The 21199-nt window shown below is 64.8% G+C and carries 19 protein-coding genes, 1 tRNA gene and 1 pseudogene; 4 read left to right on the top strand and 17 right to left on the bottom strand.

Features of this window, described 5'->3' with window-relative positions:
- Positions 1-1029: 1029 nt before the first annotated feature.
- A tRNA-Pro gene (locus tag HUTA_RS09480) sits at positions 1030-1102 on the bottom strand.
- 258 nt (positions 1103-1360) lie between these two features.
- On the opposite strand from HUTA_RS09480, the gene HUTA_RS09485 reads away from it, so the two are divergent.
- Positions 1361-1639 carry a pro-sigmaK processing inhibitor BofA family protein gene (locus HUTA_RS09485; protein ID WP_015789679.1) on the top strand — a complete coding sequence of 93 codons (279 nt, stop codon included), beginning with the start codon at positions 1361-1363 and terminating at the stop codon, positions 1637-1639.
- Between the two features lie 56 nt (positions 1640-1695).
- Here HUTA_RS09485 and HUTA_RS09490 read toward each other — a convergent pair whose 3' ends face one another.
- Both HUTA_RS09490 and HUTA_RS09495 read right to left on the bottom strand, forming a co-directional pair.
- On the bottom strand, positions 1696-2136 hold the full coding sequence (locus tag HUTA_RS09490; RefSeq protein ID WP_015789680.1) for a hypothetical protein: 441 nt from the start codon (positions 2134-2136) through the stop codon (positions 1696-1698).
- A 132-nt stretch (positions 2137-2268) separates the two neighbouring features.
- Positions 2269-4140: an SLC13 family permease gene (locus tag HUTA_RS09495; protein WP_015789681.1), complete on the bottom strand. Its 1872-nt coding sequence runs from the start codon at positions 4138-4140 to the stop codon at positions 2269-2271.
- Between the two features lie 186 nt (positions 4141-4326).
- On the opposite strand from HUTA_RS09495, the gene HUTA_RS09500 reads away from it, so the two are divergent.
- Entirely contained in the window at positions 4327-5295 is a 969-nt protein-coding gene (locus tag HUTA_RS09500; RefSeq protein WP_015789682.1) for an AAA family ATPase, read from the top strand.
- Positions 5296-5317: 22 nt separating this feature from the next.
- Here HUTA_RS09500 and HUTA_RS09505 read toward each other — a convergent pair whose 3' ends face one another.
- The 6 genes and pseudogenes from HUTA_RS09505 to HUTA_RS16125 form a co-directional block, all read right to left on the bottom strand.
- The gene (locus tag HUTA_RS09505) at positions 5318-6715 is read right to left on the bottom strand and encodes a hypothetical protein (protein ID WP_015789683.1); all 1398 of its coding nucleotides are present in this window, start codon (positions 6713-6715) and stop codon (positions 5318-5320) included.
- A complete protein-coding gene (locus tag HUTA_RS09510; protein WP_015789684.1) occupies positions 6712-8049 on the bottom strand; it encodes a DUF58 domain-containing protein in 1338 nt (445 codons plus the stop codon). The genes HUTA_RS09505 and HUTA_RS09510 overlap by 4 nt, the downstream gene beginning before the upstream one ends.
- Positions 8046-8774, bottom strand: coding sequence for a DUF7269 family protein (locus tag HUTA_RS09515; RefSeq protein WP_015789685.1), 729 nt, complete (start codon positions 8772-8774; stop codon positions 8046-8048). The genes HUTA_RS09510 and HUTA_RS09515 overlap by 4 nt, the downstream gene beginning before the upstream one ends.
- The gene (locus HUTA_RS09520; RefSeq protein WP_015789686.1) at positions 8771-10468 is read right to left on the bottom strand and encodes a DUF4129 domain-containing protein; all 1698 of its coding nucleotides are present in this window, start codon (positions 10466-10468) and stop codon (positions 8771-8773) included. The genes HUTA_RS09515 and HUTA_RS09520 overlap by 4 nt, the downstream gene beginning before the upstream one ends.
- Positions 10465-11577: a M48 family metalloprotease gene (locus HUTA_RS09525; RefSeq protein WP_015789687.1), complete on the bottom strand. Its 1113-nt coding sequence runs from the start codon at positions 11575-11577 to the stop codon at positions 10465-10467. The genes HUTA_RS09520 and HUTA_RS09525 overlap by 4 nt, the downstream gene beginning before the upstream one ends.
- Positions 11578-11677: 100 nt before the next feature.
- Positions 11678-12144, bottom strand: a pseudogene (locus HUTA_RS16125) (hypothetical protein).
- A gap of 211 nt (positions 12145-12355) precedes the next feature.
- Here HUTA_RS16125 and HUTA_RS09540 point away from each other — a divergent pair.
- Both HUTA_RS09540 and hepT read left to right on the top strand, forming a co-directional pair.
- Entirely contained in the window at positions 12356-12826 is a 471-nt protein-coding gene (locus HUTA_RS09540; protein ID WP_049941293.1) for a nucleotidyltransferase domain-containing protein, read from the top strand.
- Positions 12827-12829: 3 nt separating this feature from the next.
- Positions 12830-13279 (top strand): type VII toxin-antitoxin system HepT family RNase toxin, encoded by a 450-nt coding sequence (gene hepT, locus HUTA_RS09545; protein WP_015789690.1) that lies wholly within the window; start codon positions 12830-12832, stop codon positions 13277-13279.
- A gap of 16 nt (positions 13280-13295) precedes the next feature.
- Here the strand turns inward: hepT and HUTA_RS09550 are convergent, their stop codons facing one another.
- The 8 genes from HUTA_RS09550 to HUTA_RS09585 form a co-directional block, all read right to left on the bottom strand.
- Positions 13296-15395, bottom strand: a complete 2100-nt coding sequence (locus HUTA_RS09550; protein ID WP_015789691.1) for a DEAD/DEAH box helicase — start codon at positions 15393-15395, stop codon at positions 13296-13298.
- Positions 15396-15535: 140 nt separating this feature from the next.
- The gene (locus HUTA_RS09555; protein ID WP_015789692.1) at positions 15536-15754 is read right to left on the bottom strand and encodes a hypothetical protein; all 219 of its coding nucleotides are present in this window, start codon (positions 15752-15754) and stop codon (positions 15536-15538) included.
- A gap of 61 nt (positions 15755-15815) precedes the next feature.
- Positions 15816-17477, bottom strand: a complete 1662-nt coding sequence (locus HUTA_RS09560) for a bifunctional N(6)-L-threonylcarbamoyladenine synthase/serine/threonine protein kinase (RefSeq protein WP_015789693.1) — start codon at positions 17475-17477, stop codon at positions 15816-15818.
- Between the two features lie 15 nt (positions 17478-17492).
- Positions 17493-17627: a 30S ribosomal protein S27ae gene (locus HUTA_RS09565; protein WP_015789694.1), complete on the bottom strand. Its 135-nt coding sequence runs from the start codon at positions 17625-17627 to the stop codon at positions 17493-17495.
- A gap of 1 nt (position 17628) precedes the next feature.
- Positions 17629-17940, bottom strand: a complete 312-nt coding sequence (locus HUTA_RS09570) for a 30S ribosomal protein S24e (protein WP_015789695.1) — start codon at positions 17938-17940, stop codon at positions 17629-17631.
- A gap of 112 nt (positions 17941-18052) precedes the next feature.
- Complete coding sequence (locus HUTA_RS09575; protein ID WP_015789696.1) at positions 18053-19063, bottom strand: AAA family ATPase; 1011 nt, start codon at positions 19061-19063, stop codon at positions 18053-18055.
- 82 nt (positions 19064-19145) lie between these two features.
- Positions 19146-20387 (bottom strand): ABC transporter permease, encoded by a 1242-nt coding sequence (locus HUTA_RS09580; RefSeq protein ID WP_015789697.1) that lies wholly within the window; start codon positions 20385-20387, stop codon positions 19146-19148.
- Positions 20387-21115: an ABC transporter ATP-binding protein gene (locus HUTA_RS09585; protein ID WP_015789698.1), complete on the bottom strand. Its 729-nt coding sequence runs from the start codon at positions 21113-21115 to the stop codon at positions 20387-20389. Before HUTA_RS09585 ends, HUTA_RS09580 begins: the two co-directional genes overlap by 1 nt.
- Positions 21116-21199: the final 84 nt, after the last annotated feature.

Raw genomic sequence — 21199 nt, forward strand, 5'->3', positions numbered from 1 at the left:
TACATACCAGCATCGAATCCTCTTGGATGGAGTCTCATAATCCCCATCAGTAAAGGCATCAAGTAGGGTGTGACGGGATTTTTCGCCACCCCTCGATTCCATGCAAGCATGAATGTGAGGTCACGTGAAGTATACCTCGATTCTGGACGCTTATATGAGAGAACACCTACAGACGTAGATCTAATAAGGGAAAATACCGTTAGAAGAATACCCAATATTGTGAGAAGACACGACAATTGATATCCAAGAAAGAGTGTGGCTACAGAAAGTGCAATTCCAATCTCCGTCTGCCAAGAAGCCATCGCGTCCTCTCGTGATTGTTTGATTTCTCTTTTGAGTTCAGTTGTTGGCTTATTTAGTGAGGGTATTTTCCCCGAATCAATCATAATATTGCGTATTTTTTCTCTGAAATCCTTGATATCTTGTGATAGGCCGGTCTTCTCGAAAAAGTTCTCAATATATCGGTCAATAATCATTCTATCATCGATCCCTTTTCGACCGGACGAGATATGAATATATGGGGAAACCGTGACTAATAATTAACTAACTAATTTATTTCATATATTTATATATTAAAATAATTAAAGTATAAACCGTAAATACCACAGGTTGAATTTGGAAGCAAAACTGTCCCCGACAGCTACCGTGAGGACCACCCCGACCACATCTGTCCCGACGACGACGCTCGATTGAAAACGGTCACGTTCACCGACGACGTACCGGAGTGGCTGCTCGATCAGGCCGAACGCGCCGAACGTGAAACGTCGACCGGCAGGTTGGGCTCTCCGGCGGCGAGAAAGATGCGATCGACTTCTCGGAGAGGAACGCTTCGAACCCTTACGCCTAGACGGTGAAGGCCATGACTTGTGACGAGGGCGTTGACGACTGGATTAGTTGAGCGTACGCGCGAGTGAAGCGAGCGCGTTTCACTGCGAGCGAGCCGTCGGCTCGCGAGCAGGACGTTTTTCGCCCACGTTTTTACAAGGAGTGGTGCGCCGCAGGCGCACCCGACGCCGTAAAAAGGTGGTATGGGACCGCTCGGATTTGAACCGAGGTCAACGGCACCCAAGGCCGCAAGGATACCAAGCTACCCCACGGTCCCGTATGAACCTCTTACGACGACGCGAGGTAAAGCGTTTCGTTCGAAATATTGCCAGAGTCGAGACCACTGGAGACAGCGTGAAAGCCTCACCCACATCAGCTGCCCGACCAGGAGACACGAGTGGGCTGAAGGGGGTGACCCTCCTGACTCGAATGGTCCGGGGCTTTCACGTTGTTTCCACCGACAGTCACCCCGTTCAATCCCTCTCCCGATCTCACTGGCCGGAAAGCACATACACCCACGGCAAGATGTACAGGTATGGTAACAGGTATCGAAGTCACGGCGCTGTTGATCGTCCTCGGCGTCGTCTTCGGCGCGTACTGGATCGTCAAGGCGATCAAACCGTTCGTCTGGAACGCGGTGATCGGCCTCGTCGTGTTCTTCGTCGCCGAGATGGCCTTCGGACTGGAGGTGGCGATCTCACCGCTGGTACTCTTGATCGTCGCCATCGGGGGCTTGCCCGGCGCGATCGTCGTGATCTTGCTCTCGGTGCTGGAGGTCGCGTTCGTCCCCGCCGTGATCATCGCGGCATTCTGACCTGCTCATCTCGAGCGCTCGTAACAGGTAGCGGACTGAGTTGTCTGTGGATCCCATCAATCCATCGTCACGTGTTGACAACCCGCTTCCATTCGGATTCCGGGCGAGCCGTCGGTCCCGTTCTCGACCCATAGCTCGATGCCCGCGCGATTCGGGTCATCGCAGGGCAACTCGGCTTGCTCAAAGCCGGGCCAGTCACGTTCGAACCGGGTTCCATCGACGGACACGATGACTGTCTCGGGATCGGTCGATGGCGAAAACGGGACGTTCTCGTCGGCTTCGTTGCTATCCGAGAGACGGTACTCCTTCTCGAAGAGGATGTCCTTGCTCTCACTTCGGATCGTCACGCTGACGTCGTGGCTCTTCTCGCGTTCACCCAGATAGACAGTCACCCAGTGAGCCGGGTCCGAGGATGACGCCTGTGTGAGACAGCCACTGAGGATCGCCAGCGCTGCACTCGCACTACCGAGAAACGTTCGCCGAGTACTGGAGGGCATCGGGGGAACTTTCAGGAGTGATTTCCCTTACTGGTTACTATGAATACTATATAGATATCCATACACACTGGCGTCGTTGCCTCCCGATTCCGTTGTAATCCACCATTCCCCTTTTGACATCCTCCATCGACGTTACAGTCCCCAGAAAAGGGCGATGCCGAGCGTCGTGACGACGGCGAAGATCGCTTGCAGGGGCGCACCGGCCTTGACGTAGTCCATGAACTCGTAGCCGCCGGGCCCGTAGACGAAGAGGTTCGTCTGGTAGCCGATGGGTGTCATGAACGCCGTCGAGGCGGCGAAGGTCACCGAGAGCACGAACGAGAAGGGATTGGCTCCGAGCGCGACGGCCGCCTCGACGGCGACGGGGATCATCAACACCACGCTCGCGTTGTTCGAAATGATGTTTGTCAGCAGTGCCGTCACGACGTACATCAACCCGAGGACGACGATGGGCGGCAGCGAGGGGGCAACGGCGACGATCCCGTCGGCGAGCAGCGCCGCGCCGCCGGTCACCTCCAGGGCGATCCCGAGGGGAATGACGCCCGCGAGCAAGAAGATGACGTCCCACTCGACGGCATCGTACATCTCGGCGGGTTTCAGACAGCCGGTGAGTACCATCCCGAGCGCGCCAGCCAGCGCCGCCACGGCGATGTTGATCGGGGTCAGTGCCGCCAGGCCGACGACGGCGGCGACGATCCCGATGGCGACGGGGATCTTCGACTCGCGGTAGTCGGGTCGGTCGACCTCCTGGGCGACGATGAAGTTGCGGTTGTTGTTGAGGCGGTCGATGCTGTCGGTCGCCCCCTGGACGAGCAGGGTGTCGCCGACCCGGAGTCGCGTTCGATCCATCCGGTCGCGGATGACGGCCCCGCCGCGGCGCAGGGCGAGCACGGTCGTGTCGTAGCGTTGCCGGAAGTTCGCGCTCGCGAGCGTTTCGCCGACCAGGAACGATCCGGGGGCGACGACGACCTCGACCAGGTTGTGGCCTTCCTCGGGGGCCTCCAATTCGGTGTCAGTGACGGCCACGTCGCCCAGCAGGTCGAACCCGTCGACGTCCATGAGCTCCACGAGGGTGTCCCGATCGGTCCGGAGCGCGAAGACGTCGCCGGCCTGGATCACCTTCTGGCCCAGTGGCTCCAGAAAGACCGCGTCCTCCCGGATCAACTGGACGACGTCGACATCGAAGTCCGTGCCCTCGAGGGCCTCACCGACGCGCTGGCCGACGACCGGCGAATCATCGCGGACGACGACCTCGGTCAGGTATTCGGCCATGTCGTACTCGCTGGTGAGGTCCTCGGCGGGTTTGATCCGGGCTGGGACGAGTTGTCGCCCGATCGTCATGAGATACACCAGCCCGACGGCCATCATGATCACGCCGAGGTGGGTAAACTCGAACATCGAGAAGGCGTGAAGCTCCGGAATGCCGAGATCGCGGCCCAGCCGGGCCGAGAGGTCGCTGGCGAGGATGTTCGTCGAGGTCCCGATCAGCGTGAGCGTCCCGCCGAACATCGAGGCATACGACAGCGGCAGGAGGAGCTTCGAGGGCGAGGTCTTGCCTTTCTCGGCGAGATCAGTCACCATCGGCAGGAGGATGGCGACCGCGGCGGTGTTGTTGATGAACCCCGAGATCGGGCTGACGATCCCGACGGTCGCGCCCAACTGGCGGGTTTCGTCCTCGCCGGTGAACGCCCCGACTTTCCGGCCGAGGATCTGGATCACGCCGGTCCGTCGGACGCCGGCGCTGAGGATGAACATCGCCAGCACGGTGATCGTCGCGACGCTGGCGAATCCTGAGAGCCCGCGCTCGACGGCCGTCACCTCGCTGCCCGGCGCGCGCAGGACGTACACGGCCGACTCGAGGACGCCCCACTCGACGAGCATCGTCGAGACGGGTTCGACGACCAGCAGTGCGATCATGATCCCGATGGCGGTGACGTCGACCGGGACGGCCTCCGTGGCGAACAACACGAGTGCAGCGAGGATGATCGCGAAGACGATCACCATCCCGGGATCTAGCCCACCTAGCACGTCCGTCACACAGTCGTCGGTGGACAAAAATCCATCTGCCGACGACCTCAGTTCTGATCCCACACCGGGTTGGCGTCCGCAATCGCCGGGATGTCGAGACAGCGACGTCAGATCCTGTTCGCAATCAGGAACTTTATGTCGTCGTGGCGAGGCGACACACGCATGGCAGTCCCCGACACCGCAGAGACGGTCCAGGCGGTCATCGACGAGATCCGCTCGGCCGTCATCGCCGACCCGACGGTCCTCGAAGAGATCACGGCCGGGATCCTGGCTCGTGGACACATCCTCTTAGAAGACGTGCCCGGGACCGGCAAGACACTGACAGCGCGGTCGTTCGCGACGGCGCTGGGCCTTGAGTTCTCCCGGATCCAGTTCACGCCGGATCTGATGCCGTCCGACATCACTGGGTCGTACATCTTCCAGGAGGGCACAGAAGAGTTCCACTTCACTCCGGGCCCCGTGTTCGGCAACGTCGTCCTCGCCGACGAGATCAACCGCGCGCCACCGAAGACACAGTCGGCGCTGCTGGAGGCGATGGCGGAGGGCCAGGTGACGGTCGACGGCGAAACCCACGCCCTCCCGGAGCCGTTCGTCGTCATCGCGACCCAGAACCCCGTCGAACAGGAGGGGACCTTCGAACTCCCCGAGGCCCAGCGCGACCGCTTCATGATCAAGACCTCGCTTGGCTACCCTGACGCCGACGGGACCCGCGAGTTGATCGACCGCCGCGCGGATCGGGATCACCCGGATCCGACGGTCGAGCGCGTCGCGGACCGAACGGACGTCCTTGACTTCCAGCAGGAACCAGAGACGATCACCGTCGAGGATCCGGTGCGGGATTACATCGCCGACCTCTGCCGGGCGACCCGGACGGACGGACGTGTCGAGGTCGGCGTCTCCCCGCGGGGTGTCCAGCGACTGTTCGAAGCCGCTCGCGCCCGGGCCGTCATCGACGGCCGGGAGTTCGTCGTCCCCGACGACGTTCGCCGGATCGCGCCGCCCGTCCTCGCCCATCGCCTCGTCCTGACGCCGGAGGCGAGCGTCGAAGGCGTTTCCCGACGCTCCATCGTCGAGTCGGTCCTCGATCGCGTCTCGGTGCCGGCGATGGAGGAGCCCCCCGCCGAACAGTAGCCAGCTTCCGAGGGCCCGTTCATCAGGCGAACAGTAGCCAGCTTCCGAGCAGGATCGCCCCGAGCGCGAGAACCACGGCCAGCATCGCCGGGGCCGAGAGGACGGGTGCGAACAGCGTCGCGACGACGAACCCGAGGACCCCGATGCCGAACCCGGCGGCGGCGACTGCCACACTCCAGCCCACGCGAACGAACTGCGGGAGGGGACTGGCCCCGTCACGACCGATTTCCCAGCCGAGGTGCCGGCCGTAGTGGCCGACGTCGGTCACGAACGCGGCCATGGCGAACAGCGCGAGTGCCGACACGCCGTCGAGTACGGAGCCGACGCCGAGGCCGGCCTGGAGTTCGACGCCTGCGCCGGTCACGATCGCGCCGACGGCCAGCGCGATCGAAACAGTGTGAGTCGCGCCGGCGGTGAGCGTTGCGCCGGTCCCATCGTCGGCGAGTTCGATACCGCTGGCCCACGTGAAACTACCCCCGATGCCCAGCACGACGGCCGTCCCGAACAGGACGACGATCACGTCCTCGATCCCGGTACCGAGGCCGAACGCGACGAGCACGAAACCACCGATACCGACCAGGGCGCCGGACAGCATCGGGACGGCGGCGTTGTACGGCTCGCTCGCCCGCATCCACAGTTCGCGGACCACCGCGGCGAAGACAGCCAGGCCAGCCCCGGCAGCGATCGTGACTGCGAGGGGGACGCGCACGACGGCGGACCCGGCGAGGAGGTCGACGACTGTCTCTATCTCCTGGACGTATCGACCGACAGACATCGCGCCGGCAAGGACCACAGTGGCGATCCCGAGTCCGACCACGAACCCTCGTCTGACGGTCCGATACGTGCCGATGTTCTCCGGGCGGGTGATAGCGGCGGGTGGGAGTGCGAACACCGCAGCGCCGACGGCGACTGCGGCGAGGACGAGCGAGACGCGAAGCCCGAGACTGCCTGTCCCGCCGATCCACACCAGCCCGGATAACGCCGCGCCGACGCCACCGACCGCCTCGACCGCGAGTAGCCCGATCGCCCAGCCGAACGCGGCGAGCGAGCCGTACATCGCGGCGACGCCACCTCGCTCGATCGTTCTTTCCGTCCGCCCGGCGATCGCGAGTAGGCCGAGCCCGATCCCGATCACCGTCGTCACCGCTGCCAGGATCCCGGCCGTCGTCCCGACCCGAGCGAGTCGAAGGCCGATCAGTCCGACGCCGATACCGGCGATGCCAGCACACAGGCCGGTGGCGAGCCAGACCCGCCAGTACGAACCCGTGAGTCTGGCCGTCCCGACGACGAGTCCGAGGCCGACGAACATGCCGGACACGGCGATCGGGTCATGGATGCCGAGCGAGAGGACGCCGGCGACCCCGGCGATCACGACGGCCGTGCTGATCGTGTCCGGAACGCGCTTGTCTCGTGTCGTCATCGTGTCGTCACCGTCCCGATCGTGTTGCGGAGCACGATGCCGAGCGGTCGCGTGCGGTCCCAGTCGACGACCCGGGCCCCGGCCGACCTGGCACGGGCGAGTCGGGTCCGACGAACGAGCGCCTCGAAACGACCTTCGGTGCTGTCGTCGGCTATCGGGTCCGGGGAGACGACGCGAACGGTGTACCCCTGGGTCCGTAACCGTTCGATTAACTCGACCGGCCTGTCGTCGACGAACGACGAGAACAGGTAGAGTTGGGCTTCGCCGGGCAGCGTGGTTTCGATCTTCGTGAACGGATCTTTTGACATGCCAAAGTGCCAGAATGGAACGTTCGTGAGACGCTTGCTCGATCGCGCCGCTTCGAGCAACGTCGTGGCGGCCTCCCGGGTCCCCGGGTCAGTCCCCGGCGGGACCGAGGAGTGGTTGTCATCGCCGACGGCGACGACGCCGGTCGGATGACCGGCCTCGACGAGCGTCTCGAAGGTTCGCTCCGCAGCGTCTGCGGATAACTCGGCGGCGGCGAGCCGATCCTGAGAGGCCCCGCGGAACTGATTGTGTCGGACGTCGACGAGACAGACGATCCGGGTCGCCCGCTCGGCACGATACTCGACGGTCGTCAGATCCCGCGTCCGGGCGTAGCGACGCCAGTCGATCGAGCCGATGGCGTCGCCCGGTTCGTAGTCTCGCACAGAATAAAACTCGACGCCACTCCCGCCGTCGTCAGTCGGGACCGTGCCGGCGAAATCGTTTGCGCCACCGCGAAGCGGGACGGTTTCGATGGGTGGCAGACAGCTGAGCGCCTCCGCGCCGGTCGCCGCAACGTTCCAGGTCTCGACGACAGTTCCAGTGAGATCCCGCGTCCGGACATCCACCGCCTCGAACGTATGCTCGCCGCGATGGAGCTCCATGTCGTACTCGATCGTCACGGTCTCGCCGGCGTCGAGACTCACGCAGGCCCGTGGCGTTCCATCGACGACAGGGAGTTCCGCTGGCACGCCATCGACGAGCCGAAGGTCGACGATCGGCTCCGAGCCGACGTTCTCGACGGTCGTCCGGACGGCAACGACGTCACCCGGATCACCGGTGAGCGGCTCCTCGCGTGTCGCCGTCCCGTCGCTATCGCAACCGTCGCCATTGCGGACCATCTCACGGTGGGCGCGAATTTCCGCGTCTTCCCGGGTGCCGATGACGCTCGCGGCGGCATACCAAAGCGGGACCGTCGCGGCGACGATCAGGAATGGACTCCCGGCGACGAATCCGATGCCGGCGACCAGAAACGTCGTGACAATCGCGCCGTCTGACCGATTGATCCGGTCGACCGTGCGATCGGTCATCGCGGACCCTCCTGAACCGACGCCATTGCGGGCGATTCGTCCGTCTCCGCCGTGCCAGCGGTCTGTGCTGCGTCCGCTGGCGTCTCCGTCCCGATCGTTTCGATCGCGGCGAGTGTCCGTCGGACCCGATGCGTGTAGGCTGCCCCTGGATCGACCATCCGGCGCAGTTGTTCGGCAAGGGGCTGGGACACCGCCGGCGAGAGAAACGCGGCCGCAACCCGGTCGTCAGTCCACTCGCCCGTCTGGATCGCGTCTCTGGCGGCCGCCCTGCCAAGTCCCCCTCGCGCAACCAACGTCCGGACCGCCCCGTCGAGCAAGCGCTGGCGGACCTCTCTCGTACGGTCGTCACGCTGACAGCGATACCGGTCGGTCGCGCTCGCTTCGATCGGGTCGTCGGCCTGTATGTCCCGGATCGATCGAATACTCCCCCGTTCCGGTGGGTCACCGTCGACGAGGGGATCGACGGTTCCGTAATTCAAACGCCGCCGCAGCCCCCATCCAGCCGACACGAGGACGAGGATCCCGCCGACCACCGGTAGCAACACCGCAAGCAGGTGTAACACGCTGAAGATGGATCCGGACAGCGAGACGTAGCCACCGATGAGTAGCGTCAGGACAGCCGCCGTCCCGCCAGCGAGGACGACCGCGACGCCAGCGCGCTCGGGGTCGCCAATCCGCGCCCGGAGGTGACTGACGCCTCCGGCCAGCGCCCTGAGCGCACTCATTCGTCACTCACCTCGTCTGAGTCGCCGTCCGCACGGGGTTGGTCGTCGCCCTGCTCTGTCTCGAAGGCGATCAACTCCTCAGCGAGCGCCCGGGCGCTGGTGACGCGCTCCGGTGAGGGCTCCCGACCACCGTACTCGACCGCACGGACAATCCCCAGGAGTCGCCGGACGCTGTCGACCGGGAACCCGGTCCTGATGGCCCGACGTGCGACCGTCCCGGGCGTTACCGTCTCGCGCCTTCGTATGTCGAGCCGATCCAGGAAACTGTGCCACGCTGCGCGGATCTCCTCTCTTGGGGTGAGCGAGGGGGGTGGCTCGTCCGTGCCTGCCGTCGCTTCGTCTGCATCGTCGTCGACTGTGTTGGTCTCGTCGTCACTGAGCCATTCGACGATCCGACTGCTCGGCGACCGCTCGGTTCCCGTACGATCCGGCGAGCCACTGACGACTCTTCGAAGCGACCCAAACGACGACAGTGTCGCCGTGATCCCGCCCAGGGACGCTGCCGTGAACGTCGCCCCGACGGCAGGGAACTGCCACCCCTCGCCGAAACCGGACAGCGACGGGCGTGAAATCGCCGGGACGGAGGGACGCCAGTTGCCCAACAAGCCCCACAGACGGCCAGCGGAACCGGAGAGTCCTGCGAGTACAGTGCCAAATCCGACAAAGACTTTGACGAACCCCTTGGCCCGACGCCGCTTGCGGAGTGCGACGAGTTTGAGATACGACAGGACGCCGCCGATGATGAGCCCGGGAACCACAACGACAACGGCTGCAAGCCGGAAATAGAGGTTGCCGACCGTTGCCGTTGCCGATGCCGCACCGACTGTCGCCGTCACGGTGGCTGAATCTTCGATCGGCAGCCAGACCGTCGTCCGACCGCTTCTGTCGGTCGTTCCGGCTACGGAACCGCCGATCTGGACGGTTGCGTTTTCGATAGGCTCGCCGTCGGCCGAAACGACCACCGGAGCGGGGAACCCGGGGAACAACACGGGTGTGGCAAAATCGACCGTTGGTTCCGTGACCGAGACGGTTCGTTCAGCCCTGACTGCACGCCGCACGACACTGATTTCGACCGGACCCGGCGAGTCGGGTAACGGGACCGCCGCGTCCCCGTCGTCATCGGTCCACGTGACCACTTCATCGTCGACACGTACTGGCGCGCCGACGAGTGGCTCCGTCGCGACAGCGGCGGTGATCGAGAGATTGCGAGCCGGCGCTGCCGCCGACCGCTTGTGGATCGTCGCATCCGTTTCGATGTCGACAGTACGGTTCACGTCTTTGCCCTCGACGGAAATTGTCATCGACTCCTCGAAGGGCACCTCGACCTCGACCTTTCCGTGCCGGCTGGTTTCGCCAACAACCTCACCGTCGACGGTGACGTTGTCCGTCCGCGTGGATCCGCTACTTTCGGTCTTGACGGTCATCTGGGTTCCCGGAACAGGTGAGTCGAGAATATCGATTTGTTCCTCGTCGTCCGCCTCGCTATCTGCCTGCTCCGTCGAGGTGGACTGGTTCGTCGACTCGGTTGGGATGTCCGATCGCTCGTCGCCCGAATCCCATTCCCCTGGGACAACATCTTCGCCTTGCGATCCAGGCGGGTCGAGTCGTGGATCTGCGGCCGGAAGCGCGCTGGCGACCACGATCAGGCAGACGACGGTACCCAGCGCGAACACCGCACGACGCGTGTCCGTCATACACTACCCTCCAGTTCTGCATCGGCAGCCAACTCCTGTAGTCGCCGAATCCGCTCCGCAACTGGTGGGTGTGTGCGTCTGTCGGTTCCGGCGCTGCGCTGGTCCCCCTTCGGGACGCCCGACGGCGTTTCTCCGTCGAGCCACGTCCGCAGCCGGTCGCGTCGATCTCCCGCCGGCGGTCGATCGGGCGTCGGAATCGATCGAGCCACCCGGTCGGCGATCAGCGGCGACGGAATGACCGAGAGTGCCTGCATCGTGGTCGTTCGGAGATCCGTCTCCGGCGTAGTCCGGCCCGACGCCGACAGCGTCGAGAGCGCGGTTGCCAGCGCCAGTGGCCGACCGGTGATGTGCGCTGCCGCGGCATCGGCGGCGAACTCCCGGGCGTGTGAAAGCGTTCGCGTCGCCCAGTCGGCGACGGTCGGGAACACCCACAGGAGTGGCGCGACGAAGACGTAGGTCAGCGTGACCAGCGGGAGAAACCAATAGAGGGCGATCTTTCCCCGGAACGAGACGTCCCCGGGCGACTGGATCGCCCGGCGTGCGAGCCGTGCCGATCGATACGCGCGATCGGCGATCTCCAGAAACAGCGTCGTGACCGTCATCAGTGTCACGTCCCGGTTGGCGACGTGTGCCACCTCGTGGGCGAGCACAGCCGTGAGTTCGTCGGCGTCGAGTTGCTCGATCAGCCCGGTCGATACCACGATCGTCGCGTCGGTGAACCGACCCACGGTATAGCAACTGGGCTCCTCGGCGTCGAGGACTCGCACGCTGGGTTCGGGCACGTCGGCCGTCATCGCCAGCCGGCGGACGATCCGTGCGACAACGTGATCGCCGTCGTCGCGTCCGGTCCGTGTCTGTTCGAGGACGCGGCGGTAGCCGTAGTACAACTGTGCGCCGAGAAAGCCAGCCACGAGGACGGCCACCGTCGACCACGAGACCGGGAGCTGGAGGAGGTCGAAGCTCACGGTTCCGTGACGCGCGTAGACGACCGCGCCCGCGACGACCCCGGGCAGCAGGACGCCGTACGCCCACAGGATCGCCACCACGAACAGGACGTTCATCCCGACGAGGACCGCGAGGACGGCACCGATCCGGACTCGGTTGTGCATGGAGGGGATTGTTTGAGTCTTGCTCTGTCGGTCGCAAAAGCTTTTATGTCTGAACTTTTGATCGACATCCGGCCCCGCTCTCATCGGACACGCCGCCCCCTCAGAGTTCCTCGTCAGCGAACTCGACTTCCGCGACGATGTCGAACGGATTTCTCCCCTTCCGAATGCCATCGAGCAACAGGAACGCCCGATCGGGCGAGAGGAAGTGTCGCGTCACGGCCCGACCCAGTGGCGTCGGTTCCAGTCCGTCGATGAACTCGTACTCCAGCAGCTTGCCGATGGCGTGCTTGGTCGGCACCTCGCCGAGCATCCGGTCGTTGAGGCGCTTGGCGGCACTCCCGCCGACGACGACGTTCGCCAGCGTCTCCTCGACGGCCGTCACCTCGCTGCCCGCCACCCCAGGACGTACACTGGCGTGGCGAGCAGTCCCCAGTCGACGAGCATCGTCGAGATGGGCTCGACGACCAGCAGCGCGAGCATGATCCCGATGGCCGTGACGTCCACGGGGACGGCCTCGGTGGCAAACAACACGAGTGCCCTCAGAATGATCGCGAAGACGAGGATCATCCCGGGATCCCACTTCGCACGTCCATCACCCGGTCGGCCGGCGGGAAAATGACTGCGACAGTTCCTCCGCTGACAACTCCACCACGGCGATGATGCGTATGGGGTCTGGCGCGCCAGGCTTCCACGGCTGGCCCACAAAGTGCGCCCCATCGCTACCAGCAGACCCTGGCCACCACAACACGTTTGTCGTCGGCTGGCCAAGACGATGGCAATGGGAGAACGGTTCGACCACGGGGACGGTCCGGCCGAGCCGAGAGACGCCGAGCAGATAGATTCTGCCCGTCTCCGTGAGGTGCTGGCCGACCATCCCGTCCGGCTGGCTGTCCTGTTCGGTTCGCAGGTGACCGGGCAGGCTGATCCGGCCAGTGACGTCGACGTCGTCGTCGAGTTCGAATCGACGGTCGACGAACGCGGGGATGCGTTGCTCTCGTTGCTCGCGGATCTCTCGGTTGCGCTGGATCGCAACGACCTCGACGTGTCCCTCGTCGAGGATATCGACCCACGCGTCGGTCGTGCAGCGTTGACCCACGGGACGGTCCTCATCGGCACCGCCGGCCGAATCGAGCGGCTACGGGAACGGTTCGCCGAACGCGTCGCGGACCGACGATCCGAGCAGACGTTGCGCGAGCGGTTCGACCAGACGATCGAAACCCTCGACCGGATCGTCGAGACGGGAGGGTGAGACGTGTCGAACCCTCACGACCCCGAGCGAGTGGAGACGATCGTCGAGAAGGCCGAATACGTCGAGACGTGTCTGGAGATCCTGGCGGCGAACCAGTCGGTTACCCGGGAGTCGTTCCGTGAGAACCCCGAAACGCGCGACGTGGTTGAACGTCGCTTCGAAAAGGCGAGCCAGGCCTGCATCGACGTCGCGCGGATGCTGGTCCGTGACCTCGACGGGAACGCGCCCGGATCCAACGCCGCCACGATGCGGCGACTCGGCGGACTCGACGTCCTGACCGACGACACGGCCGAGTCGATGGCGGAGGCCGCCATGTTCCGGAACATCCTGGCTCACGAATACGGCGACGTACTCGATCAGGACATCGTCTACGACGCGCTTCAGGACCTGGGACGATATCGGGACTTTCTCGTGGAAGTCTACGGGTATCTGGACGAGCTCGGCGCTCTCTGAGACAGTGCCATATCCGCTACAACTCCTCGTCGGCGAACTCGACCTCGGCGACGATGTCGAACGGATCCCTTCCCTTGCGAATCCCGTCGAGCAACAGGAACGCCCGGTCGGGCGAGAGGAAGTGCCGTGTGACGGCCCGGCCCAGCGGCGTCGGTTCCAGTCCGTCGATGAACTCGTACTCCAGCAACTTGCCGATGGCGTGCTTGGTCGGCACTTCCCCGAGCATCCGGTCGTTGAGGCGCTTGGCAGCACTCCCGCCGACCACGATGTTCGCCAGCGTCTCCTCGACGGCCGCGCTCTCGTCGTAGCGATTCGTGACCGGTTCCATCTCGCCTTTCAGCAGCTTGAACGCGACCTCGTCCTCGGTCATCTCCTGGCTGTTGTGATAGACGCCATCGGGTTCGACCAGCAGATACACCGTCCCCTTGTCGTGGTAATCGGGCCGGCCAGCCCGCCCGAGCATCTGTGAGAACTCCTGGACCGTGAGCCACTCGATGCCCATCGCCAGCGAATCGAAGATGACCTGGGAGGCCGGGAAGTCCACGCCCGCTGCCAGCGCTGCCGTGGTCACGACCGCCGCCAGTTCCTGGTCGGCGAACAGCGACTCGACTTCACCGCGGCGCTTGTTGTCCAGGCCGGCGTGGTAGGGGGCTGAGGAGTACTCGAGCCGGCGGGAGATCTCGTGACACCGCCGCCGGGAGTTGGTGAAGATGATCGTCTGGCCGCGATACCCCTTCGAGGATTTCGTGTCGAAGGCCCGTTTGGCGAGCTTGTTCTCGATGTCGACCTTCTCGTAGTCGTCGGCGAAGGTGACGTGACGCTCGATCGGGACCGGGCGCTCCTCGAACTCGATGAGCTTGGCCGATAGCGAGTCCGCGAGCGACCCCGGGTTGCCCACGGTCGCCGAAAGGTAGATCCACTGGGTGTCGCCCGACTGAGAACTCGAAGCTGACCCGCCCCGTCCGCCGGAGCGATTCGAGCGGGCTGCCGTCTTCCCACCCGATTCGCAGTAGTATTTCAGCCGCGAGATGAGCCCGTCCAGCCGGTGGCCCCGCTCGCCCTCGCCGAGGGTGTGGACCTCGTCGATGACGACGGTCCCGATGTCCCCGAGGTCGTGACCGACCCGCAGCGCGTGGTCGATCCCTTCGTAGGTCCCGACGATGATGTCGGCGCTGGGATCGAACCCACCGCCGTCTCCGCGGATTCGGCTCGATCCGACCCGGAGGCTCACGTCGGCGATATCGCCGTACTCAGCCTGGAAGTCCTGGTATTTCTGGTTGGCCAGTGCCACCAGCGGGACCAGAAACAGCATCTTGCCTTTCCCGTTGAGTACCCGATCGATACCGGCCATCTCGCCGATCAGCGTTTTCCCGGTTGCGGTCGCCGAGACCACGAGCTGGTCCTGCCCGTCGGTGACGCCGTTCTCGACGGCGAGGCTCTGGACGGGCAGGAGTTCGTCGAACTGCCCCTCCAGTTTCTGCTGCATTCCCGGGTGCAACGAAAGGGAGTCCGTCGGCACCAGATCGATGTCCTCGACCGTGGCGCTGATCTCGTCGAACTTCGTGAGTTCCGGGTCGAGTTCGCCCGAGAGGAGATTGACGATGCGTTCGAGGTCCTGGACATCCAATAAGAGTTCTTCCAGCCGATCACGGGCCGTCCCGGTCACGTCGCCGTGGTAGGCGAGTTCGCGTTCGAGTTCCGTGATCGCACACGACGGGCAGATGTCCTCGCCGTCGGCGTCGATCGCCGTCTCGCTCGTGATCGGCGAGTATTTGCCAGCCGACGCGCAAAAGCGGCAGGTCCGGACGACCTTCGCCTCCAGTTGATAGGCGTCGAGTAGCTCGCGGACGACGCGGCGACCGCGGGCGGAGGTCTGCTCGGAGACGCGAATCCGCCCCGCTCGGCGGGCGAGTTCCACGAACTGGTCGGGGCTGCGGAGGTCCTCCTGGCTGCCCCGCTTGATCCGGAGTCGGGCCGGGCGTGGACCTGCTTCGGTCTCTTTGACCTCCAGGCGACCGTCGAGGACGCGCTCGCCGTCGCGCTGGACGACCACCTGAAAGTCCTCGCCGTCCTCGTGGAGGAACAGCGTATCGACCTGCGTAACCTGCTGGGACACACCCTACGTAGGGCAACGGCGGTACTTGAGTCGCTCGGAGACGAGTTTTGCCACCACAATAGGTCAAGACGTTCCGTCAACGACGTGGGTTTGTGAGAAGAGTCCTGGGTGCACTTCGAATTCGGTTTGCTCAACCCGTCTCATTCGGAGTCGTATGATTGACTGTATTGGTAGTAGGCGACAGTAAAAATACCGAAGACGAAGATGGCACCAACTACGAATCCGAGCCATACGGCGTATCTATTTACGGAGGACATGGAACCACCGACCGCACCACCCACGATCATCATCGCATAAATCACGACGAGACCGAGGATAATCCTGGTGACGAAGTTCTCCTCGACAGGAGTTTTTGACATACTATCAATATCTGATAATGAATGAAAAATTTTCCGTTGAGAGTTCGGGAGTCTGCCGGACTCACTGATACCGGCCGCGTCCCTCGATCTCGCGGAGACGATCCAGCACCGCCCCGCCTTCGTCTGCCGTCTCGCGATAGGCGTCCTCGGCGGCCGATCGCAGTGCCTCGGGGTCGTCAGCGGTTCCAGCCAGCGACTGGGCGAAGACGTGGAGGTCCATCGCGTGATCCTCGGCGTGGCCGGTGTAGTAGCCCAGGCCGAAGTCGATGAGGTGAGTGCGATCTTCTGAAACTCTGACATTTCGCGTCGTCGGATCGCCGTGGACGAACCCCGCGTCGTGGATCGTCGCCAGGTGTCGCCCGACGTCCCGGACCCGATCGAGTGTCAGGGCCTCACGGAGATCCCGCTCGCCCACGCGCTCGAAGACCAGGACGCCTTCCTGCGGGTCGACGTCGTGGACGACCGGCGTCGGGACGCCGACGCGGCGCGCTTCGCTCGTGAGTCGGGCTTCTTCGCGCGTTCGCTCGGTCCGGAGGCGCTCGTCGAGCGTCGGATGGCGGTAGGTCCGTGGCTGGCGCTCCTTCCTGACCCGGCCGTCCTCGACGGTGACGGTCGCTTCGGCCCCCTGGACGGCATCGTCGGCTCCCGCTCCGTCCCGGGCACCGACCGTCCCGTCGTCGCTCGACCCGCCCCACGAACCGACGGCCTCGTCGGATCGCCAGGTCACGTCAACCTCGTCGGGCCGGAAGTCCGGCCGGACGCGTGAGTCCTCGATCGGAATCGTGTCGCCCGCGTCGTACATCTTCGCGCCGAGGACGGCGATCATCCCCGCGTTGTCCCGGAGAAATCTGGGTTCGGGCGCGTAAAAATCAGCCCCGCGCTGGTCGCACATCTTGCCGAGCATCTCTCTGAGGCGCTCGTTCTGCCCGACACCCCCGCCGAGGACGAGTTCGTCGGCGTCGGTCAGGGAGAGGGCCCGCTCCGCGACTTCCGTCAGCATCGCGAAGATGTTCTCCTGGAGCGAGTAGCAGACGTCCTCTACTGCCTCCCCATCGTCAATCGCTTGCTTGGCGGCGCTCATGATTCCCGAAAAGGAGAAGTCCATCCCCTTGACGACGTAGGGCAGGTCGATGTACTCGCCGTCTTTTGCCCGCTTTTCGACCTTCGGCCCGCCGGGATGGGACCACCCGAGGTGGCGGGTGAACTTGTCGATGGCGTTGCCGACGCCGGTGTCCATCGTCTCCCCGAGGACGCGATACCGCCCGTTTCGATACCCCAGAATGTGGGCGTTCGCGCCGGAGGCGTTCAGACACACCGGCGCGGAAAAGCCCGAGCGATGACGGCCGATCTCCAGATGCGCAACCATGTGATTGACGCCGACCAGCGGGACGTCCAGCCGCTGTGCCAGTGCCCTGGCGGCCGTGGCGACGATCCGCAGACAGGGCCCCAGTCCCGGACCGCGTGAGAAAGCGACGGCGTCGACCGGCGATTCGTCGGGGTCTTCGCCCGCGTCGGCAGCCTGCTCGCGGGCGATGTCGAGTGCCCGTTCGACGACCTGCGGGATCGCCTCGCGCATGTGCTCGGCGGCTTCCCGCGGGTGAATCCCGCCGCTGTCGGGTTCGTAGGCGTCAGTCTCGATAACGACGGATTCACCGCTGTCCGTCCGTTCGTAGACGGCGGCACTCGCCGCCCACGCCGTGCCTTCGATGCCGAGAATCCGCATGCGCCGTGTGGGCGCTTACTCCCACTCGGTGTAGCTACACCGGCCGCAGTGCGTGCGGTCACCGTGCTGGGCAAGGAACGCGTCGCCACACCGCGGGCACAGTTCACGGTCGGTGGTTCCGTCGTCGTTGTAGAGCTCGTGACGCGCCATTTCAGGCCTCCTCTGCCTCGGACTCGCCGTCCTCAGCCACGATCTTGTTGCGTTCGAGCATGTGGTCCTGTTCGACCTCACGCGCGAACTCCGGGTCGTCGTACACCTTCGCGTAGCCGACGGTCTTGCGCATGCCGAAGGTCGTATCGAGTTCGTGCACGACGACTTCCGCGGCGTCCTTGTTGAGCATTGCAGCCAGCGAGTCCCGGATAGAGAGCCGCGACGGCGTCGCCTCCTCGTGGACGACCTCGAATCGGACGTCGGTCCGATGCAACATCGGATTGTCCTCCTCTTCGATGATTTCGATGTCCATGGTTCGTTGTTCATATGTCCCCTACAAGCGTGTATAAGGATTTCGAAGAGTCCGGTTCCTCGTTGGCCGTCCCGCCGTTCCGTGCCGGGCCGACCGTTCCCTGGTCGATCGCTCACGTCCCGGCGGCGAGTTCGGCGAGCAGGTGCGAGAGGTGCACGCGGTCGTCGGTGCCCGCCGCGAGGTCGCGGTCGATCTCCCCGGCCAGGTCGTGGAGCCGGGCCAATCGATCCCCGGCGTATCGTGAGCGACCCACTCTGAGGATCGCTTCGAGCACTTCGACGCCGCTGTGACCCTCGTCGACCAGCAGGTCGTCGAGCGTCGACCGTGCGTCGGTCACGTCCCCTTCCTCGGCGGCGGACAGCATCGCCGCCACCTGCTCGTCGGTCCGGACCTCGCCGAGGGACTCGTAGGCCGCGTTCATCGTGATCTCGCCCGCTTGCTCGTAGGTCGTCTGGGCACCGAGGATCGCCTTCCGGAGGTCACCGCCGGCGTAGCCCGCGACGTATTCCAGCCCCTCGTCGTCGTAGTCGGCGTCTTCGGCCTCGACGATCCGGCGGAGGACGGCCTCGGTCTCGTCGTGGGTCGGCGCGCGGACCGTCACGGGGAAACACCGCGAACGGATCGGTGGGATCAGCGTCGAGGATTGGCGGGTGGCGATGGCGAACTGCGTCGCCTCGTAGTACTGCTCCATGACCCGGCGCAGCGCCTGCTGGAAGTCCTCGCGCATCCGCTCGGCGTTGTCCAGCAGGATCGTCTTGTACGATCCCGAGACCGGCGTGTAACTCGCAGCCTCCTTGAGAACGTGATTGATGAGGTCGGCCTTCGAGGATTCCCGGCGGCGTTTGGGCGTAATAAACCGCTCGAATCGGGGGTCTTCGGCGAGTTCCTTCTTCGTCAGGTCGAAGAAGTCCGCGACGTTGATCACCACGAGGTCGGCCTCAACGTCGGCGTGGGCCTCGCGGGCGAACGCCCGGACTGCGGCGGTCTTGCCGGCACCCGCCGGACCGTGGACCAGCAGATTCATCGGATCGTCGAGTGCACCCCGGAGCTGGTCGCGTACCTCCGGCTGTGGCAACTCCTCGATCGTCGGCGCGTGTCGCTCGGTCCACAGCGGCCCGTCCATTGGCTCGTCGTAGGCAACCCCCGGACAAGTATTCCGCGATCGATCCGGGTGGTCACGTCCGGTCCCGCCGGCTCCTCGCCGCTCACTCGTATCGCAGGGCTTCGATCGGATCGACGCGAGCGGCCCGCCAGGCCGGGTACAGCCCGGCGATCACGCCGATACCGATCCCCATCGCGATGGCGATGGCGACCCACTCGACGGGGATCGTGAACCCGACCTCGGCGTAGGTCGCACCCGCGTACCCGACGCCGAGTCCGAGCGGGATACCGATCACGGCCCCGAGCGAACCCAGCAGGACGGACTCGACGAGGAACAGCCCGACGATCTCCCGGTTGGTCGCGCCCATCGACTTCATGATCCCGATCTCCTTCGTGCGCTCGGTCACGCTGACGAGCATGATGTTGGCGATGCCGAACGCGCCGACCACGAGCGCGAGCACGCCGATCCCGGTGATGAGTCGCGTGATGTCCTGAAGCACGGCCTGGATGCCGCCGACGACGTCCTCGGTCGACTCGACGGTCACCTGGCTACCGTCGCCCGCGAGTTGTCTCGCATCCGACTCCGTCTGAATGTATGTCTCGATCGCGTCGCGGGTCTCCGAGACGCGGCCGGCATCGGCCACGATCGTCACTTGTGAGTACGCCCGCTGCTCGACGCCGAGGGTCGGCGATTCCTGGGTCGTCCGGTAGTGTGGGTCGACCGGAACGTAGAATTCCGGTCCGGGCGGCGAGAGTGCGGTGAACCCACCGCGAGCCCCGGTGGTGATGCCGACGACCGTCAGCGAGGTTGTGCCCTCTCGGAGGAGTTCGACCGTGTCACCGACGGTTACGTTCGGCTCGAACTGCGCGGCGGCGATCTCGTTGAGGACGATCTCGTTCGTGCCGGACTCGAAGACCCGGCCCTCGACGATCGTGCCCGCCAACGCCCCGCGACTCGTCGCCGTCAGGCTTCCGGGCGTGACCGTCTGGTTCGCGTATGTCAACGACGAGACGGGCACCGACCCCCGTGGGATCACGGTCCGCGTGCCGTCGATCGCACGGAGCTGTTCGAGATCGTATGTCGTGACGGCCGGGGTCGTGAGGCCGATCCCGCTCCCGGGTGGCCCGCCACCGGCCAGGAATCCGCCACCGGAGGCGACGTAAATCTCGCTCGCCGATGTCGACTGGAACTCGCTCACGACGTCGGTCTGGACGCTCGCACCGAAACTCGCGAACGCGATCACCGTCGCGATGCCGATGACGATGCCGACGACCGTCAACGCCGACCGGAGCCGATGGCCGGCGATCGCTCGCACTGCCATCCGAACCCCTTCTCGCCAGTCCATTAGTCGTCACCTCCCAGGTGCTCGGTCCGCTCGCGGACGCCGTCTCTGACGTGGACGATCCGGTCGGCGTGTTCGGCGATCCGACGCTCGTGGGTCACCAGCAGAATCGTGTTGCCCCGGTCGTGGGCGTCCGCGAACAGCGACATGATCTCCTCGCCGGTGTCAGTATCGACGTTCCCGGTCGGCTCGTCGGCCAAGAGGAGCGCGGGGTCGGCTGCCAGGGCGCGGGCGATAGCAACTCGCTGGCGTTGGCCGCCGCTGAGTTCCTGTGGCAAGTGATCGAGTCGGTCCCCGAGTCCGACGCGTTCGAGGAGAGTACGGGCGCGTTCGGCCCGCTCGCGTCGGTCCCATTCGGCGAAGACGAGGGGGAGTTCGACGTTCTCGACGGCGGTCAGCCGGGGCATCAGGTTGAACGTCTGGAAGACGAACCCGATCTCGGTCCCACGGAGTCGTGCGCGCCCGCGCTCGGAGAGGCCACCGACATCGGTCCCGTTGACGGTAACCGTCCCCGAGGTCGGCGTGTCGAGCGCGCCGATGAGATTCAACAGCGTACTCTTCCCGGAGCCGCTCGGCCCCACGATGGCGGTGTAGGAGCCGGCCGGGAGCGTCAGATCGATCCCGTCGAGTGCCGTCACCGTTCCGCCGAGGTCGTACTCCTTGCGGACGTCCGCGAGTACCACGACCGGGTCGGGCCCCCTCGCGTTCTCAATCCCCTTCGCGTCCTCCATATACGTCTCCTACGCGCTGTACCTCCATGAACCCTCGATTCGGGCAGGTACGCCGTCTCCCCGTTCACCGACCCCCGACAGCAG

The sequence above is a fragment of the Halorhabdus utahensis DSM 12940 genome, assembly GCF_000023945.1.
GTDB lineage: Archaea > Halobacteriota > Halobacteria > Halobacteriales > Haloarculaceae > Halorhabdus > Halorhabdus utahensis.

What these genes read in the sequence shown, in the direction of transcription:
- HUTA_RS09485 (WP_015789679.1), top strand. Translation starts at nt 1,361, where the DNA reads ATGGTAACAGGTATCGAAGTCACGGCGCTGTTGATCGTCCTCGGCGTC.
- HUTA_RS09490 (WP_015789680.1), bottom strand. Translation starts at nt 2,136, where the DNA reads ATGCCCTCCAGTACTCGGCGAACGTTTCTCGGTAGTGCGAGTGCAGCG.
- HUTA_RS09495 (WP_015789681.1), bottom strand. Translation starts at nt 4,140, where the DNA reads ATGGTGATCGTCTTCGCGATCATCCTCGCTGCACTCGTGTTGTTCGCC.
- HUTA_RS09500 (WP_015789682.1), top strand. Translation starts at nt 4,327, where the DNA reads ATGGCAGTCCCCGACACCGCAGAGACGGTCCAGGCGGTCATCGACGAG.
- HUTA_RS09505 (WP_015789683.1), bottom strand. Translation starts at nt 6,715, where the DNA reads ATGACGACACGAGACAAGCGCGTTCCGGACACGATCAGCACGGCCGTC.
- HUTA_RS09510 (WP_015789684.1), bottom strand. Translation starts at nt 8,049, where the DNA reads ATGACCGATCGCACGGTCGACCGGATCAATCGGTCAGACGGCGCGATT.
- HUTA_RS09515 (WP_015789685.1), bottom strand. Translation starts at nt 8,774, where the DNA reads ATGAGTGCGCTCAGGGCGCTGGCCGGAGGCGTCAGTCACCTCCGGGCG.
- HUTA_RS09520 (WP_015789686.1), bottom strand. Translation starts at nt 10,468, where the DNA reads ATGACGGACACGCGTCGTGCGGTGTTCGCGCTGGGTACCGTCGTCTGC.
- HUTA_RS09525 (WP_015789687.1), bottom strand. Translation starts at nt 11,577, where the DNA reads ATGCACAACCGAGTCCGGATCGGTGCCGTCCTCGCGGTCCTCGTCGGG.
- HUTA_RS09540 (WP_049941293.1), top strand. Translation starts at nt 12,356, where the DNA reads ATGGGAGAACGGTTCGACCACGGGGACGGTCCGGCCGAGCCGAGAGAC.
- HUTA_RS09555 (WP_015789692.1), bottom strand. Translation starts at nt 15,754, where the DNA reads ATGTCAAAAACTCCTGTCGAGGAGAACTTCGTCACCAGGATTATCCTC.
- HUTA_RS09560 (WP_015789693.1), bottom strand. Translation starts at nt 17,477, where the DNA reads ATGCGGATTCTCGGCATCGAAGGCACGGCGTGGGCGGCGAGTGCCGCC.
- HUTA_RS09565 (WP_015789694.1), bottom strand. Translation starts at nt 17,627, where the DNA reads ATGGCGCGTCACGAGCTCTACAACGACGACGGAACCACCGACCGTGAA.
- HUTA_RS09570 (WP_015789695.1), bottom strand. Translation starts at nt 17,940, where the DNA reads ATGGACATCGAAATCATCGAAGAGGAGGACAATCCGATGTTGCATCGG.
- HUTA_RS09575 (WP_015789696.1), bottom strand. Translation starts at nt 19,063, where the DNA reads ATGGACGGGCCGCTGTGGACCGAGCGACACGCGCCGACGATCGAGGAG.
- HUTA_RS09580 (WP_015789697.1), bottom strand. Translation starts at nt 20,387, where the DNA reads ATGGACTGGCGAGAAGGGGTTCGGATGGCAGTGCGAGCGATCGCCGGC.
- HUTA_RS09585 (WP_015789698.1), bottom strand. Translation starts at nt 21,115, where the DNA reads ATGGAGGACGCGAAGGGGATTGAGAACGCGAGGGGGCCCGACCCGGTC.